This window comes from Acinetobacter sp. KB005, from assembly GCF_049949095.1.
Classification (GTDB): domain Bacteria; phylum Pseudomonadota; class Gammaproteobacteria; order Pseudomonadales; family Moraxellaceae; genus Acinetobacter; species Acinetobacter calcoaceticus.
This window is the reverse complement of the sequence record NZ_CP188191.1, coordinates 3,352,121-3,368,432: the sequence shown is the minus strand read 5'-3', so window position 1 is coordinate 3,368,432 and position 16,312 is coordinate 3,352,121. Positions and strand designations below refer to the sequence as shown.

Annotated in this window: 13 protein-coding genes; 5 read left to right on the top strand and 8 right to left on the bottom strand. The window is 38.8% G+C overall.

Features of this window, described 5'->3' with window-relative positions; translation table 11 throughout:
- From rpsF to ppsA, 8 genes are all read right to left on the bottom strand, one after another.
- Entirely contained in the window at nucleotides 1-384 is a 384-nt protein-coding gene (gene rpsF, locus ACPF64_RS16105; protein WP_003652481.1) for a 30S ribosomal protein S6, read from the bottom strand.
- A gap of 184 nt (nucleotides 385-568) precedes the next feature.
- Complete coding sequence (gene cyoE, locus ACPF64_RS16100) at nucleotides 569-1,447, bottom strand: heme o synthase (protein WP_004643327.1); 879 nt, start codon at nucleotides 1,445-1,447, stop codon at nucleotides 569-571.
- 10 nt (nucleotides 1,448-1,457) lie between these two features.
- Nucleotides 1,458-1,787, bottom strand: a complete 330-nt coding sequence (locus tag ACPF64_RS16095) for a cytochrome o ubiquinol oxidase subunit IV (protein ID WP_005039594.1) — start codon at nucleotides 1,785-1,787, stop codon at nucleotides 1,458-1,460.
- Complete coding sequence (cyoC, locus tag ACPF64_RS16090) at nucleotides 1,787-2,407, bottom strand: cytochrome o ubiquinol oxidase subunit III (RefSeq protein WP_004643324.1); 621 nt, start codon at nucleotides 2,405-2,407, stop codon at nucleotides 1,787-1,789. Before cyoC ends, ACPF64_RS16095 begins: the two co-directional genes overlap by 1 nt.
- A gap of 4 nt (nucleotides 2,408-2,411) precedes the next feature.
- Nucleotides 2,412-4,403, bottom strand: a complete 1,992-nt coding sequence (cyoB, locus tag ACPF64_RS16085; RefSeq protein WP_003652474.1) for a cytochrome o ubiquinol oxidase subunit I — start codon at nucleotides 4,401-4,403, stop codon at nucleotides 2,412-2,414.
- A gap of 3 nt (nucleotides 4,404-4,406) precedes the next feature.
- On the bottom strand, nucleotides 4,407-5,441 hold the full coding sequence (gene cyoA, locus ACPF64_RS16080) for a ubiquinol oxidase subunit II (RefSeq protein ID WP_004643323.1): 1,035 nt from the start codon (nucleotides 5,439-5,441) through the stop codon (nucleotides 4,407-4,409).
- Between the two features lie 316 nt (nucleotides 5,442-5,757).
- Nucleotides 5,758-6,513: an RDD family protein gene (locus tag ACPF64_RS16075; RefSeq protein ID WP_426454503.1), complete on the bottom strand. Its 756-nt coding sequence runs from the start codon at nucleotides 6,511-6,513 to the stop codon at nucleotides 5,758-5,760.
- Nucleotides 6,514-6,577: 64 nt separating this feature from the next.
- Nucleotides 6,578-8,965 (bottom strand): phosphoenolpyruvate synthase, encoded by a 2,388-nt coding sequence (gene ppsA, locus ACPF64_RS16070; RefSeq protein WP_171066174.1) that lies wholly within the window; start codon nucleotides 8,963-8,965, stop codon nucleotides 6,578-6,580.
- A gap of 147 nt (nucleotides 8,966-9,112) precedes the next feature.
- Between ppsA and ppsR the strand changes: the two genes are divergently transcribed.
- The 5 genes from ppsR to pgaD all read left to right on the top strand — a co-directional run bounded on the left by ppsR (nucleotide 9,113) and on the right by pgaD (nucleotide 16,305).
- A complete protein-coding gene (ppsR, locus tag ACPF64_RS16065) occupies nucleotides 9,113-9,949 on the top strand; it encodes a posphoenolpyruvate synthetase regulatory kinase/phosphorylase PpsR (RefSeq protein WP_003652470.1) in 837 nt (278 codons plus the stop codon).
- A gap of 386 nt (nucleotides 9,950-10,335) precedes the next feature.
- The gene (gene pgaA / locus ACPF64_RS16060; RefSeq protein ID WP_426454500.1) at nucleotides 10,336-12,777 is read left to right on the top strand and encodes a poly-beta-1,6 N-acetyl-D-glucosamine export porin PgaA; all 2,442 of its coding nucleotides are present in this window, start codon (nucleotides 10,336-10,338) and stop codon (nucleotides 12,775-12,777) included.
- On the top strand, nucleotides 12,777-14,603 hold the full coding sequence (pgaB, locus tag ACPF64_RS16055) for a poly-beta-1,6-N-acetyl-D-glucosamine N-deacetylase PgaB (RefSeq protein ID WP_426454498.1): 1,827 nt from the start codon (nucleotides 12,777-12,779) through the stop codon (nucleotides 14,601-14,603). The genes pgaA and pgaB overlap by 1 nt, the downstream gene beginning before the upstream one ends.
- Nucleotides 14,603-15,850: a poly-beta-1,6-N-acetyl-D-glucosamine synthase gene (gene pgaC / locus ACPF64_RS16050; protein ID WP_270902639.1), complete on the top strand. Its 1,248-nt coding sequence runs from the start codon at nucleotides 14,603-14,605 to the stop codon at nucleotides 15,848-15,850. Before pgaB ends, pgaC begins: the two co-directional genes overlap by 1 nt.
- Entirely contained in the window at nucleotides 15,847-16,305 is a 459-nt protein-coding gene (pgaD, locus tag ACPF64_RS16045) for a poly-beta-1,6-N-acetyl-D-glucosamine biosynthesis protein PgaD (RefSeq protein WP_005039615.1), read from the top strand. The genes pgaC and pgaD overlap by 4 nt, the downstream gene beginning before the upstream one ends.
- The last annotated feature ends 7 nt before the right edge of the window (nucleotides 16,306-16,312 follow it).

The following is a 16,312-nucleotide window of genomic DNA, read 5'->3' as shown; positions in this document are numbered from 1 at the left end:
TTATTCAGCTTCGTGAGTAACTTGCTGTGCTTCTTCGCGTTGAGCTTTACGCGCACGCTTTTCTTCAGCACTTTTAGCAAGCAATGACTCTTCAGTGATTGCGTGTTCACGACGGATGATAAGGTTACGAATGATCGCGTCGTTATAACGGAATAATTCTTCTAGCTCATCAAGCGTAGTTTGACCACATTCAACATTCATAAGAATGTAGTGTGCTTTGTGAATTTTGTTAATTGGGTAAGCCAATTGACGACGGCCCCAATCTTCTAAACGGTGAATTTGACCTTCAGCTTCTTTGATCTGAGAGATATAGCGTTCAACCATACCTACAACTTGATCGCTTTGATCTGGGTGTACTAAAAGTACGATTTCGTAATGACGCATTGTCAGCTCCTTACGGTTTAAACAGCCCCTAATAAATAAAAAATTAGAAGCAAGGAGTCATAACTTAATAAGTTATGTCGCAAAATTTGCGAAGGGTGAATTATAGGTAAAAATTCGACTAAAAACAAATTTTTTGATGAGAAAAGTAAAATTTCTTTACTATAAGGAGGAAATCCTCCCTTATTTAAAAGAGAGGAAGATTTGGAGCAGGGGATTGATAGGTAAAGCTAAAGCTCAAACTTAACAAGGTGATTAATATGACCGAGTAAAGGAAAAAACGTTTAGCCCAAAGTTGGTCATTTTCAGCTTTAAATCCAATAATTGATAAATATAACCAATATGCTGTTAATGCATTAAAGGTTATTAGGAAAAATATATTGGTATAGCCAAAACAATATAAACCATTCAATACGGCTGCAAACAACAGAATATAAATGACACACTCTACTTTCGTGCGATAAATAGAGCGTGCAACTGGCAGAATGGGGATTCCCGCATTTTTGTAATCGTCAAAACGATAAATAGCAATTGCCCATGAATGTGGCATTTGCCATAGCGCATAAGCCAAAAACAAAAGTAAGGCGGCTACATCAAAATGATGAGTTACTGCTGTATAACCAATAACAGGAGGACTCGCTCCGGAAATACTACCAATTACGGTTTGATGGATTGAGGTACGTTTTGTCCACAAACTATAAAAACCGACATAGACAATAAAACCAATTATTGCAAACAAGAAAGCGTAAGCATTTACACCGAACCACAAAATACTAAAACCGATAAATCCCAGAACAAATGCATATATCAGTGCAACAGTAGGAGAGATGGTTTTTTTGACCAATGCACGGTTTTGCGTGCGCTGCATTTTGATATCGATATCTTGGTCTATAACATTATTTACAACACAACCAGAAGCTACAACTAAAGTTGTTCCAAGTAAGGTGAGTAGTAGTAATAAGATGTCTATAGAGCCTTGGGCGGCTAAGAAAAAGCCGCCCAAGGTGGTAATGAAATTACCGAAGAGAATTCCTGGTTTAGTCAGGAATAGATATTTTTTCAACATGACAATCAGTTTAGATCATCATATTGTAGTGAAGGTAATTCATAATCCACACAGAACCGATTAAAAGTACAGCGATACATAAGATTGTGTAGATGAATGCAATCATATTCCAGCGTTGTTCAGATGATGTATTCATGTGTAGGAAGTACACAAGCTGTACAAGAACCTGAGCAACAGCAGTGATTGCAATTACTGTAACTAAGATGCCACGACTGAAACCACCAGCCATCACCATCCCGAACGGGATGATGGTGAGGATAACAGAAAGGATAAATCCAACAGTGTATTGCTTAAAGTTACCGTGTGACGCACCTGCAGCATTATGGTCATGACTACTCATTAGAGAACTCCCAGTAAGTAAACGACGCTGAATACACAGATCCAAACGATGTCAAGGAAGTGCCAGAACAAGCTTAAGCAAGCTAGACGACGTGTATTCGGTAATGTCAAACCTTTAGTTTTGATTTGATACATCAAGACCAACATCCACACTAAACCAGAAGTTACGTGGATACCGTGTGTACCAACCAAAGTAAAGAACGATGATAAGAATGCACTGTGAGTTGGACCATGACCTTCATGTACAAGGTGATGGAACTCATAAAGTTCCATTCCAATGAACGTTGCACCAAAAAGGAATGTAATAAATAACCAAGTGATGACTTGATTTACATTCTTTTTATAAGATGCAAGTACAGCAAAACCGAAAGTTACCGATGAAATCAATAGGGCAAATGTTTCAGTTAACACGTAGCCTAATGAGTCATGGAACAGGTCATATGCACTTGGAGTTCCTGGTGGAATATGACTGCTTAATACAGCGAACGCAATGAAGAGTGATCCGAAAAGAATCAAGTCACTCATCAAGTATGTCCAGAAACCAAAGACCGTTAAGTCGGTATCATCATGTTCATGATGACCATCGTGGCCGTGGTTGTCGTGATGAAGTACTTCAGCCATTTCCTTAGTCCTTCTTCAAGTGTTTTTCAAGTAAAGCATAGCGTTCGTTTTCAATACGCTCAACTTCAGCAGCCGGAACATAGTAATCAACATTCTTAGTGAATGAGCTTACGATCAAGCTAACAACAGCTGAAACGAATGAAACAACAACAAGCCACCAAATATGCCAAATGAGTGCAAAGCCAAGGATCGTAATGAACATTGCAATGACAAAACCAGCAGCACGATCAGTCGGCATGTGGATGTCTTCATATTTAGTGTTACGTGCGTATGCTACACCATTTTCTTTGTCAGTCCAGAAACGGTCAATACCGCTTGCATCTGGTTCATGCGCAAAGTTATAGAACGGAGCAGGGGAAGAAGTCGCCCATTCAAGCGTACGTGCATCCCATGGATCGCCTGTAAGGTCCATGTTGTCTTTGCGTTGTAAGAAACCAACAATGATTTGCATTAAGAAACATGCAATACCAATCGCAACGAGAACAGCACCAAATAATGCAATTGCAAGGTAAGGATCCCATTCTGGGTTGTCATATGTATTCAAACGACGAGTCATACCCATGAAACCAAGGATATAAAGTGGCATGAATGCAAAATAGAAACCGAAGAACCAGAACCAGAACGCAGCTTTACCCCATGCTTCATTGAGCTTCCAACCAAACATTTTTGGCCAGTAGTAAATGATGCCGGCAAACATACCAAACACCACACCACCGATAATTACGTTATGGAAGTGAGCGATCAAGAATAATGAGTTGTGTACAAGGAAGTCCGCAGGTGGAACAGCCATAAGTACACCAGTTAAACCACCGATACCAAATGTTATAAGGAAGCCAAGCGTCCACAACATTGGAGTAGTAAAGGTGATGCGACCTTTATACATGGTGAATAACCAAGAGAAGATTTTCACACCAGTAGGAATCGCAATAACCATGGTCATGATACCGAAGAACGCGTTAACGTTCGCACCAGCACCCATGGTAAAGAAGTGGTGAAGCCATACAACGAACGCAAGAACAGTAATCGCGATAGTTGCATACACCATAGACTTGTAACCGAACAACGCTTTACGAGAGAAGGTTGCAACGATTTCTGAGTATAGACCAAATGCTGGTAATACTAAGATATATACTTCAGGGTGACCCCATGTCCAGATCAAGTTCACATAAAGCATTGGGCTACCGCCAAGCTCATTTGTGAAGAAATGGAAGCCGAAGTAACGGTCTAGAGTTAACATTGCAAGTGTACCTGTTAATACAGGGAACGATGCAATGATTAATACAGCCGTACAAAGTGAAGTCCACGTAAAAATAGGCATATCCATCAATTTCATGCCAGGTGCACGCATTTTGATGATGGTAACGAAGAAGTTAACACCAGATAAAAGCGTACCTAGACCAGAAACCTGAAGTGCCCAGATATAGTAGTCAACACCTACACCAGGAGAATATTGAATGCCAGACAGAGGAGGGTAAGCCATCCAACCAGTCGCAGCAAATTCACCTAATACAAGTGAAAGCATCATCAAACCAGCAGCACCAGCGAATAACCAGAAGCTTAACGAGTTCAATAATGGGAATGCAACGTCACGAGCACCAATCTGTAAAGGTACAGAGATGTTCATCATACCAACAACGAGACCCATTGCTACGAAGAAGATCATGATTACACCGTGTGCGGTGAAGATCTGGTCGTAATGGTCTGGATGTAGATAACCTTCGCCGCCGCCTTTAGCGAGGAAAAGTTGTAGACGCATCATAATTGCATCGGCGAAACCACGCAAAAGCATGACCACAGATACAAGAATGTACATGATACCAATTTTTTTATGGTCTACCGTAATAAACCACTCATTCCACAAATATCCCCATTTTTTGAAATAGGTGATACCGCCAAGCACAACAATTGCACCAAGTGCCATAAGGACCATGGTGACAAGCACGATTGGCTCTGTCGGGATAGAGTCCCAACCCAGTTTACCAAAAATCATATCCATGTCTTATTCCCCTTGAGCAGCGTGTTCAGCTGTTGCATGCGCAGCAGAGTGGTCAACACCATGATAGTTACTCATATAATGGTTGATAATTGTTTCAAACAATTTTGGTTCAACTGAAGAGTAATAAGTCACAGGGTGTGGCTTAGTCGGGAACGGTTTCATAGCTTCAGCTTTAGCAAGCGCTTCTTCGTCACCAGCAGCTTTAGCACGATTTACTAAATGCTCGATTTGGTGTTTAGAACGATCGCCATCACGTAAGGTTGCTAATTCAGCTTGGTCAAGCGTAGTTTTTTGAACTGCTTCTGGATTAATAGTAGAACCATTACCCGCTTTTACAGCTGCTACCCATTCGTTGAATTGTTGCTCTGTAACACTATGCGCCTTGAAACGCATTTGAGAGAAACCATAACCTGAGTAGTTAGAAGAGAAACCACGATATACGCCAGTTTCATTTGCTAACAAATGAAGGTGAGTTTGCATACCTGCCATTGCATAAATCTGGCCGCCTAACTGTGGAATGAAGAATGAGTTCATTGTAAAGTTAGAGGTGATTTTAAAGCTTAACGGAGTTTTTTCAGGGAAACGTACTTCGTTAACTGTTGCAATGTTTTGTTCAGGATAAATGAAGATCCATTTAAACTGTTCAGCAACAACTTGAATAGTTAAAGGAGCTTTATCTGATTCTAAAGGACGGTATGGGTCATACTTGTGGGAACCCCACCAAGTTAACCAAGCTAAAATACCAATAATAATGACAGGGATACCCCATACTACAACTTCAATTGTAGTTGAGTGTGCCCATGTAGGTTTATAGTCTGCATCTTTATTTGACGCGCGATATTTCCAACCAAACCATAATGCCATGATGATTGAAGGAATCACCACAAGTAACATTAAATAGATCGCAGTCATCATAAGGTCACTTTGACCTTGACCAACTGGACCTTTAGAGTTTAGAAGTACCATATCACCACCACACCCAGTCAAAAGTGCGGCAAGCGTTGATAAAGACAATACAGCTAAAATCGTTTGTCTCATTTTACAACCTCGGTGAAGAGTCCCATTCCCTAATTAAATATGGGATAGCGATTAAAGTGTCGCATGATTGAGAACGCTAATCCTTAAATTTAGACTTCTCAATTATATGACACCGCTACGTTGTAGGGCATTATGCCTCATATCGACAAACTAAGCTATACATAAAGTAGCCTGAAATAATTGTTTTAAAACCCGATTTTTTTTGTAGGGTATCTAATCTCTATAGAGCTTTTATTTAAATATCAACTCTCTATAGAAAAAAGGAGGCGGGGTACCTCCTTTTTTTTTAGACCTTAAATGAATGAGTCATTCGCTATCATTTGATCACTTTTGTTCTTGCAATTTTGTCATGTAGCGCTTGTCGCTTTTGCCCTAATGCAAAAGCATAGTCAATAATTGTACTAATAGGCATAAACAGCAAGTTGAGTATGATGAAAACAATACTTCTTAATAAGAAGATGCGAGTTAAATTAACTTTACCATTGCTTTCGGCATCTACAATTTTAATTCCAACAATTTTCTTACCTATACTTTGTCCAAACTTTGTTAAAAGAAAGGCTTGAATTGCAAGCATGATTACGACGTAAACAAGCATAGAATGCCAAGCTTCAATAGGAATTAAAGTAAAAAGTTGATGTTGTAGCTCTGCTGCTTTAGTTGAAGCAACTTCAGTTGATTGCATTTGTTTTTGCAACTCAAATAATTGCTCATACTGAGATTCATTAAAGAAAAAAGAAGGAATTGCAGCTATTGGTAACCAAAGCAATAAATCAATAATTTTTGCCAAAGCTCGAGATGGAATAGAGGCAAGTTCGTGAATTTTAGGCTCTACACGAATTTGACGAATCGTTTCATTAGATGAGCTGTTTGTGTTTATGACAGGTGCAGAATAACCGATAGGTTGATATACAAGTTTACCTTGGGTTAATTCTCCTAAAGCTTTCCATTCTGTCATGCCTTCATGCCAAGCTAAATCAGTTAACAAAATTTGTTGGCTAGCCAACATTTGATTTACTTGCTCTAAGGTGTAAGGCCCAGCTTGTTGATTATTACGTGCCAAGTAAATTTGCATAAATAAAAATTCTCTGTTCTAAAGATGAAAAAAGACCCACGGATGGGCCTTTTTTTATAACATATTAGATTTGTTTGATTTTTTCTTCAGCAAGGAAGAACCATGTATCTAAAACTGAGTCTGGGTTAAGAGAAACAGACTCAATACCTTGTTCCATTAACCACTTTGCAAGATCGGGATGATCTGAAGGACCTTGACCACAGATACCTACATATTTACCCGCTTTACGGCAGGCATGGATTGCCATTGAAAGAAGTGCTTTAACTGCTGCATCACGCTCATCGAATAGGTGTGAAACAATACCTGAGTCACGGTCAAGACCTAGTGTTAACTGAGTTAAATCATTCGAACCGATAGAGAAACCATCGAAATGCTCTAGGAATTGTTCAGCTAATAGGGCGTTAGTTGGTAATTCACACATCATGATTACTTTTAAGCCGTTCTCACCACGTCTCAAACCATTTTGTGCTAGTAACTCAATAACGCGTTTTGCTTCAGATACGGTACGTACAAAAGGAATCATGATTTGAATATTGGTTAGACCCATTTCATCACGAGCTTTCTTAAGTGCACGGCATTCTAATTCGAAACAGTCACGGAAGTTATCAGATACATAACGGCTTGCACCGCGGAAACCGAGCATTGGGTTTTCTTCTTCAGGTTCGTATAACTTACCGCCAATCAAGTTTGCATATTCATTTGATTTGAAGTCAGACATACGAACAATAACTGGCTTGTCACCGAATGCAGCAGCAAGGGTCGCAATACCTTCAACCAATTTTTCAACATAGAAATCTACAGGTGAAGCATAACCAGCAGTACGAGTCAGAACTGCAGCACGAGTTTCACGAGGTAGGCTATCAATGTTGAGTAGCGCTTTAGGATGCACGCCGATCATACGGTTAATAATGAACTCAAGACGAGCAAGACCAATACCTTCATTTGGAATTTGAGCAAAGTCAAACGCGCGGTCTGGGTTACCTACGTTCATCATAATTTTGAACGAAAGTTTAGGCATAGATTCAATTGAGTTACGCTGAACTTCGAAATCTAAAGCGCCTTCGTAGATGAAGCCCGTATCACCTTCAGCACAAGAAACAGTTACTTCTTGACCATCAGTCAATACTTCTGTTGCATTACCACAGCCTACAATAGCGGGTACACCAAGTTCACGTGCAATAATTGCTGCGTGACATGTACGACCGCCACGGTTAGTAATAATTGCCGCGGCACGTTTCATTACCGGTTCCCAATCGGGGTCGGTCATATCTGATACAAGAACGTCGCCTTCTTGAACTTTGTCCATTTCTTTAATTGAGCTAATAATGCGGACTTTACCAGAACCAATACGTTGACCAATTGAACGACCTTCACAAAGAACAGTGCCTCTTTGTTTAAGAAGATAGCGCTCCATTGTGCCTACATTTTGACGGCTTTTTACAGTTTCAGGACGAGCTTGAACAATATAAATTTGACCATCATCGCCATCTTTCGCCCATTCGATATCCATTGGCGCACCGTAGTGCTGCTCAATAATAAGCGCTTGTTTAGCTAGTTCTTGTAACTCATGATCATTTAAAGCAAATTGTTGGCGCTCTTGTTTCTCAACATCAACAACGACAACAGATTTACCAGCAGAACCTTCTTCACCATAAATCATTTTCTGGTGTTTTGAACCAAGGTTGCGGCGTAAAACTGAATGTCTACCAGCATTTAATAATGGTTTAGATAAGTAAAATTCATCTGGGTTAACTGCACCCTGTACAACCATTTCACCTAAACCATAAGATGCGGTAATAAATACAACTTCACGGAAACCAGACTCGGTATCAAGTGTAAACATTACACCCGCAGCGCCAGTTTCAGAACGAACCATACGCTGAACGCCTGCAGAAAGTGCAACGACGTCATGGTCAAAACCTTGATGTACACGGTAAGAAATTGCACGGTCATTATATAAAGAAGCAAATACTTCTTTAATCGCAATAAGAACGTTATCAATACCGCGAATATTCAAGAAAGTTTCTTGCTGACCTGCGAATGAAGCATCTGGTAAATCTTCAGCAGTTGCAGATGAACGAACGGCAACCGCGATTTCTGGGTTGCCGTTAGAAAGTGTTGTAAAAGCGGCGCGAATTTCTTGTTCTAGGCTTGCAGTGAGTGGAGTCTCTACAATCCATTGACGAATTTTAGCACCTGTTTCTGCAAGAGCATTTACGTCATCAACATTGAGTTGAGCAAGTTCTGCTTGAATTCGAGCGTTAAGACCGCTTTGATCTAAGAACTCACGATAGGCATCAGCAGTAGTTGCAAAACCGCCTGGTACCGATACACCAGCATTTGATAAATGACTGATCATTTCACCCAAAGATGAGTTTTTCCCACCTACGAGTTCGACATCGTGTTTCCCTAATTTTTCTAGACCGATTACGCGCGCTTCCAAAGTTTTCACTCCACTTTTGCAGTATTAATGTCTATCTTGGCATGAAATTATAAAAATAAAGTGCTTAGTTGAGAATTATACTAAGCGACAGTCATGTAAGATCAGTTTACTATAAAGATTATATAGTACTAAGACAAATGTTTAAGGAGAATTTTAATGTCAGAAAGTAAACAATTTAAGCGAAGCGTTTTTTTTATTTCTGATGGAACTGCAATTACTGCAGAGACTCTTGGACATTCGTTATTAGCACAATTTCCCAATGTAGATTTTGATATTCATATCATGCCGTATATTGCAACCGAAGAGGCTGCAATGGAGATTGTAGTCGAGATTAATCGATGTCAAACCAAAGATGGTTGTCTGCCTTTAGTATTTGATACTTTAGTTGATCCACACGTGCGAGAAATCATTAATACGGCTAAAGCAGTTAATCTTGATGTATTTGAAGGTTTAATCAGTAAATTAGAACAAGAACTAGGTACACCACCCACTACATTAGTTGGACAGACACATGCCGTGACTGATTCTGAGTCTTATAAAGCCCGTATTGATGCTGTTCATTTTGCGCTTGATAATGATGATGGAGCACGTACTCGCCATTATGATAAAGCCGATTTAATCTTAATTGGAGTTTCTCGTTCGGGGAAAACACCGACTTCTATTTACTTATCGCTTCAATTCGGTATTCGTGTTGCAAACTATCCATTAACAGAAGAAGATTTGGATGATAACCGTTTACCAGCAGTACTAAGACCACATCGTAATAAATTGTTTGGTTTAATGATTGATGCTGAGCGATTAGTTGCGATTCGTAGTGAGCGTAAAGCTAATAGTCGTTATGCAAGTTTTAGTCAATGCCAAATGGAACTTAGAGCAATTGAAGGAATCTATATTTCAGAAGGGATTAAATATTTAAACGTGACTGAAATGTCGATTGAAGAAATTTCAACGCGTGTTTTGCAGATGACAGGATTAAAACGTCGTATTGGTTAATTTAATCAACTGCTTATTTTAACCATTCGATTTATGTATATTAATTTATAAATAAATTGAGTGGTTTTTAAAATATAAATACAATAAAAATAAAAGTTTTAAATATAAAACCAAACATTATTAAATGTTTTTTATTGGTTATAAACCTGTACTTCTTTTGCAACTCATTTGTAAATTTAAATAATACTATTGAAAAGAAGTGTATGTATTTTATTGTGCTTAAAAATGGTAATTGTTTAATTTTACTAAATATTTTAAAAAAACAATCAAAAAAAATCCATAATTCAAAAATGTTAACTAGATCACACTATTTTGATGTTATGTGATTATTTATTTGTTTTTAATTATACTTTCCCACCTCGATATGGGACTATCCGATTATCAAAATGCTAAAAAAATGTGTTTTTTCATTGGTATACATCTTGCCTCTCAATTTATATGCTGCTCAAGTGGATGAATTGAGAGAGCAGGCTATTCACACTTATAAAACTGGACAAACTCACCAAGCAATATTTCAACTGGATCAATTGCTAAATAAATACCCGCATGACCAAAAATTGTTAGCTGATTATTTAGTTGTAATGTCAAATGAAAAAAATGATCTAGTAACTTTTTCTCAGCATTTAGCAAATATTAATCCGGTTACTTTTCCACAATATGGACAGTTACCTTTAATACGTAATTTTCGTGATTTTAAACACTTTAAAAATGCGATTGATTGGTCGAATAAATTTAATATTCAAAAAACACTTGATGGGCAGATTTTGTTAGCAGTTTTATATGCTGAAGCTCAGGATGTTGTAAAAGCCAAAGCACAGTTAGCACAAGTTAATAGTAAAAATTTGAAGACTGATCAACTCGTGCAAATAGCTTATGCCTATCGTCTTATCAATTTACCTGTAGATGCTTTATCTGCAATTGAACAAGCATATAAGCAGCAGCCTAAGTCTTTTGCAGTTTTACAAGAATACAGTTATGACTTAGCGGCTGTGGGGGCTTATAACAAGGCTCAGCAGTTATTGCTTGGTAGCGATAAAAATGCAGAAACAGAATCGTTACAACACTGGCTACAAGTGAGTGAGTTTTCTCAACGTGTAAATAACGCAATTGCTCGCTACAAATATTTAAATCGAGAAGGCATGTCCGATAGTGAAGGCTTTGCTGAACTTGATGCTGTATTGAAGCAAGGCGAGCAAATGCAGCCTTTGATTCAACCGTCAGACCCTAATTATTTAAGATTTCATTATGACTATATATATGCGTTAGATTTCCGTGGGCGTACTCGTACAGTCTTGGATCAATTTACTAAATTAAATATACCTTTAGAAAAACTGCCTGCCTATATTCGTCATGCAATAGCTGATAGTTATTTAGCTGAAAGACAGCCACAGCAAGCTGAACTTGCCTTTAAAACCTTGCTTACGGAAAAAAACTATCCAGATATGACGGTATATACTGGACTGTACTATTCATATATTGAACAAGAAAAATATAAACAAGCTGAACAATTTTTGAGTGAGGTTGAACGACTTGTTCCGATGTATAAATATAGTCAGGCAAAAGGGGTAGACAAAACAAGTCATCCTGATCGTGATGACTATATTACTTTAGAGGGTATGCATTTAGCTTATGCAAATCATCTTGATCAAGCAGAAAAGCATTTTCAAAAACAAGTAGATCTTGCGCCTGCTAATGAAGGTTTAATTAATAATCTGGCTCGTGTTGAACGCTGGAGAGATAAACCTCTACAGTCCAAGCAAACTATTTCTCGTTTAAATGGTTTAACTCCAGTTGCCAAAGATACTCGAATTAACCAGATGCAAAATGCTCAGGCTTTAGGGGATATTCCAGAATGGCGTAAAAATACTGAAAGTCTTTTGGAATATTACCCTGAAGATGGTGGAGTAATTAAAAGTCGAAAAGAGTTAGATGACCGCAATAGACCGACAATTTCTCACTCAACAACTTGGGGGCAAAGTAAGGCAGATAGTAGTAGCGATTCTGTGAGTGGTCAGAATGGTTTAAAAGATCGTGAAATGGAAACTCGTCTGAATAGTCCATGGATCAAAGATAATTATCGTTTATTCGCTTGGCATCAAGATCGTTACGGAGAATACGGTTTTGGTGATGTACATGACCAACGTTATGGTGTCGGTGCTGAGTGGCAAGCAAACCGTAAGGCATTGTCGGCAATTTTGTCGCAAAGTACAGATGGTGGACAAGCAGGTGTTCGTCTCGATTGGTCGCAATGGTTAAATGACCACTGGCAGTATCAATTGCAATATGACAGTCAGGCTAATATTCCATTACAGGCAATTGATGCTGGTGAAGATGGACAAGCTTACCGTGCTGCTTTGACATGGCAAAAAGATGAGTCACGTCAGATTGGGGCGAGTTATGGTCTAACTGATATTAGTGATGGTAATAAACAACAAGAATTTTCGACTTTTTGGCGCGAACGATTATTTGATGCGCCGCACCATATTACCTACGGGACCGTTCGTGGATTTTATGGCAGCAATAGCCAAGATCAGACTGCCTACTTTAGCCCCAGCAACCATTACAGTGCTGAGTTAAATTTAAGTCATGACTGGGTAACTTGGCGAGAATATGAGCGTTCATTTAAGCAGCATTTTGAAGCTGGAGTGGGGCTCTATAAGCAAGCAGATTATTCGGCTAGACCAACATACTCTCTGCAATATCAGCATCAATGGCAGCTCTCACGGACTTGGCAGCTCAATTATGGAATTGGTTGGCAATACCATCCATACGATGGTCATGATGAACAGCATACCTACGGTATTTTCGGATTTGAAGGGCGTTTTTAATGAATAATATGATGTCAAAAATGTTGAGCTGTGTGTTTGCTTCAACATTATTACCCGTACAATTTTCTCATGCCCGCATTGAAACTGAACTACCAAAAAATCATACGGTTTCTTTAACTTTTCATGATGTGCGAGATGATGTGTTAAAGGAAGGTGACCGTGACGTTTATGCGATTCAGACCAATAACCTGGCGCAGTTTTTAGATTGGCTGAGTCAATCTGACTGGAAGCCGATTCGTTTAAAAGACATTGAGGAAGCTCGTAAGCAAGGTAAAGAATTGCCTCATAATTCTATTCTACTTACTTTTGATGATGGGGCTTTGAGTAGTTATAGCCGAGTATTTCCATTACTTAAGCAATATCAGATTCCGGCAGTTTTTGCTCTTCCGACCAGTTGGATAAATGGCAATACGCAGGCAGGTTATGAAGCCTATGGTCAAGGTAACTTGGTGAACTGGGCTCAAGTTCGTGAAATGCAAGCTTCTGGTTTAGCTGAGTTTGCAAGCCATAGTGACGATTTACATCATGGCATATTGGCCAATCCTCAAGGCAATGAGCAACCTGCTGCGACTTCGTATGCATATTTAAAATCGCAATCACGTTATGAAACGGATGCAGAATATCAACAACGTATTTTGCAAGATTTGAAAAAATCCTATGCAGCTTTGAAAAAAGAAGTCGGCGTTAATCCTAAAGCAATTATCTGGCCTTATGGCGCCGTGAATGAGCAACTGGAAAAACTAGCGCAGCAGGCAGGCTTTGAGTTTTCTTTCAGTTTGGGTCGTGATGGTATGAATCGGGTGAGTGATTCAACTTTTAAACGAAGCTTGGTTATAAATAACCCTACAGCTGAACAGCTCACTGAAGGCATGTTAAATATTTTAAATTTTGAAGAGTCAGATTTATTTAAACAGCCTCGTCACTTTGTGAGTATGGATTTAAAGCAGTTAGCAGCGCCACAAAACACCCAAACAGATGAAAAATTAGGGCAGTTGTTATCAAAACTATACAGCTTAAAAAACAATGCCTTAATCTTAAAACCTTTGGAAGATAAAGATGGAGATGGGCAATATGATGTTGCTTATTTCCCTACAGATAAAATGCCTGTTCAACAAGATATTTTAAACCGTAGTTTATGGCAGGCTCAAACTCGTGCGGGTCAAGCGGTAATATTAGAGTTACCTGCTTATCTTCAAAAAGATAAGCCATTTTTAGCAGTAGATTTGGCAAAAGATATTGCACGCTTAAATAGTAATTTAAGTGGTATTCAGCTTAATGCGGGCACATCTTTAAATTGCGAAATGCAAGCCGTAACCGCTCAAGAGAATAGTTGTATTGAACAATCAAAACATCTTGCTCAACTCAGCCAACTTACCAAAAAAGCTGTAAAGCCTTATTTAAATATGAGTAACCAAGGGCAGTTTATTTTATTGCTTACTCCTGATTTAGATCATGCAGAAAATCTACCAGCACTTTTAAAAACACTTTTATCGCAACATGATTTGGTCAATTTGAAGTTCGACATGATTGGCAAGAAAAAGCAATTTAATCAGGTGTTAGCACTATTAAATACGCTTAATGAAAAAGATAAGCAAAGAATTATGCTGACTTTAGTGTTGCCAGAAAATGCTTCAAAGACCAATTGGGAAGAAGTACAGCAAGGGCTCTTTTCGATTCAGCGAACAGGGATCCAGAAGTTCGGGATTGATGGCTATAGTTTTGAAAAATCAAAAGATGTACATCAGTATTTATATAATCCACTTAGTTTGAATTATAGCCCTGTCATGTATCAGCCTTTTGCTGGATTAGTAGAGGGGAAAAAGTAATGAGAGTATTACTCGATATTCTATTTGCTTTTGCCTTTTTATATCCTTTACTCATGGCTTGGACATGGATGGTAGGAGGGCTTTGGTTCTTTTTTAAAAGGGAATACCGCGAACAAACGCTTCCCGAACCAACCAGCGAAGGGTGCAGTATCATTATTCCGTGTTTTAACGAAGAAGCTCAGGTACGACAAACCATTCGTTATGCACTGCAAACTAAATATCCTAATTTTGAAGTGATTGCAGTCAATGATGGAAGTAGTGATAGAACAGCTGAAATCCTTGATGAATTGTCAGCGCAAGATTCACGACTTCGTGTGGTGCACTTAGCAGAAAATCAGGGTAAGGCTGTAGCTTTAAGATCGGGAGTACTGGTCAGTAAATACGAATATCTTGTTTGTATTGATGGGGATGCATTGTTACATCCGCATGCTGTACTTTGGTTAATGCAACCATTTATTAACTTCCCGCGAATTGGTGCTGTAACGGGGAATCCACGAATTTTAAACCGATCAAGTATTTTAGGAAAATTACAGGTTGGCGAATTTTCTTCGATTATTGGTTTAATTAAACGTGCACAGCGTACATATGGTCGTATTTTTACAGTGTCTGGTGTGATTGCCGCATTCCGTAAAACAGCGCTCGTTCGAGTCGGGTTTTGGTCTGACGATAAAATTACTGAAGATATTGATATTTCATGGAAGCTACAGCTGGACCATTGGGATATTCAGTATATTCCGCAAGCGCTTTGCTATATCTATATGCCCGAGACATTTAAAGGCCTATGGAAGCAGCGCCTTCGCTGGGCACAAGGTGGGGTAGAGGTTCTTTTAGAATATATTCCACAAATGTTCAAATTGCGCGTACGTCGTATGTGGCCAGTGATGCTTGAAGCTCTTGTTAGTATTATCTGGTCTTATGTGATGATTATGATCTTCACTCTGTTTTTTGTGGGATTGTTTGTTGACTTACCTCTGCAATGGCAGATCAAAACACTGATGCCACAGTGGTACGGCGTGATATTAGGCGGAACATGTTTAATCCAGTTTTTGGTTAGTTTGTGGATTGATCAACGCTATGACCGCAGCCGCTTTTTTAGAAATTATTTCTGGGTCATTTGGTATCCTTTGTTTTTCTGGTTACTTACTTTATTTACTAGTGTTGTAGCGGTACCAAAGACTTTATTTAACACTAAGAAACGTGCTCGCTGGGTAAGCCCAGATAGAGGCTTCCGTGGAGATAACCCATGAAACCTGAGGAAAACAAGGATATAGAGACTTTAGATATCCCCGAATATATTGATCAACCTGAATATGTCAAAAATAAAACAGCAAACTATACGTTACAAACGATTGGGTGGATTTGTTTGATGTGGTTGCTTTTCCCATTGGTTTCACTGTTTTTATGGGTTTTTGAAGGGCATCTAATTTATGATTATGTTTGGGTCGATCATTTATCAGAAGTTAAGACCTTACTTCATTTAGCATTACTCATTGGAATTAGCGCGCTTATTTTAATTTTGTGGGCGAGTTATAACTGGATTAGGTTCAGTGGTGAAGACCGTCGGACTAAAGCACCGAATAGTTCTGTTGAATTACTAGCAGCTCAATTTTCGGTTAGTCCCGAGATCTTGAGTGAATTGCAAAAGAAACAACGCATTATTTTGCATTACGATGATCATGGCAATTTGCAAAAATATGAGTAAATGAGAA